This window comes from Flavobacterium sp. FG139 (genome assembly GCF_057809695.1).
The window spans coordinates 1-1,311 of record NZ_JBMDKL010000040.1; the positions used below are offsets into that span (position 1 = coordinate 1).

Annotated in this window: 1 protein-coding gene; it reads right to left on the minus strand. The window is 31.0% G+C overall.

Annotated features, from left to right (window positions below; translation table 11 throughout):
• Positions 1 to 253 precede the first annotated feature (253 nt).
• Positions 254 to 1,225, minus strand: coding sequence for a hypothetical protein (locus ACODSI_RS15000; RefSeq protein ID WP_488917666.1), 972 nt, complete (start codon positions 1,223 to 1,225; stop codon positions 254 to 256).
• Positions 1,226 to 1,311 lie beyond the last annotated feature (86 nt).

The following is a 1,311-nucleotide window of genomic DNA, read 5'->3' on the forward strand; positions in this document are numbered from 1 at the left end:
GATACTCTTTTTTTGGACATGGTTGTTTTTTTGTTAGTCTCATAAGTTGCAAAAAGTGTTTAATTTTTTGTCAACCTATTTCAGGAATTGTCATGTGAAAGCATTACACATAACGTTCGGCGGCTTCAAGAAGTGGCGATGAATCAAGACCAAGCCTTTACAAATATAACTAAAACTTTAAATTAATAACCTTTCCGATTTCAAATAAATCCCGTGCCACGCCATTTCTTGAAACCGCTGTTAGCTGTAGTGCTTATTCTTCCAAAAATTCACTCATTTCAAATGATTGGTACATTTTTTTGCAATTTCGATAGTAATAATTTTCGAAAGGGAATCCTTCATGCGTAAACTTACAAAAGATAATTGCACGTGTGTAATGTTCATCTCCTTGTGTATCATAATCGACTATATCACCAAAATTAATTTGCCCAACTTTAAATACATAAATTGTTTCAAAGTTTTTATCAGATTGGTTAGCCTTAAATTTCCATGTGTTGTCTGGAAAAACATCGATTGTAATTCGTTCAATAATAAACTCCATTCCCTTATGATAAAGAGCATGAAATTCTGCGCCAAACCAAGAATAATTTCCATTTTCATCGGGTTCGTTAGCTGGATATTGATTACCATCAAAAGCTCGAATAATCATTTTTGAGTTTCTTTTTCGGTTTTCAACACGATAATTTATCCAATCAGCAAAATCAATTTTTATCTTTTTTCTCAGGTCAAAGTTCCGTTGAAATTCTTGCTCACTTGAAGTAGTATTTATTATAAAATTAGACCAATACTTTTCAAGCAAATTTTTATAATTGGATACTCTATTTTCAATGGTTTGCCATCCCCAATATATTATTTCAAATTCAGTTCCTAATCGTTCTTTCAATTCTTCGCAAAATTCGTCTAAATCAGGATGGTCATTATATGTTGATAAAATAAAGAGTTTTGAAATTTTTATTTTTAGATTTTTATCTAAAATTTGATTGACATCACTTTCAATATCGTCAAAAAGTTCTCGTTTTATTGTAACTTCTCTTCTCGAATGGTCTTTCTTTTTGCATTGAATTGCAACATCTTTTTCTGATGAGAAAACGTCAATTCCTTTTTGGCGATGACCAGATTTTCCAAAACGCTTATATGAATTTGTTGATTCAAGTTGATTAAATAAATCGCATATTAAATCTTCAAATATATCTGGGTTATTTAATACAGGTAATTGATGTTTCATCGTTTAAAGAGATGTTTTTTGGCATTACAGCTAACGTTCCCAGGCTTTGCGCTGTTGCGCATTTTCAAGACTTGCGTTAACAAATA

Bases quoted from the DNA above. Each gene is read 5' to 3' on its own strand.
- ACODSI_RS15000 (WP_488917666.1), bottom strand. From the start codon at position 1,225: ATGAAACATCAATTACCTGTATTAAATAACCCAGATATATTTGAAGAT.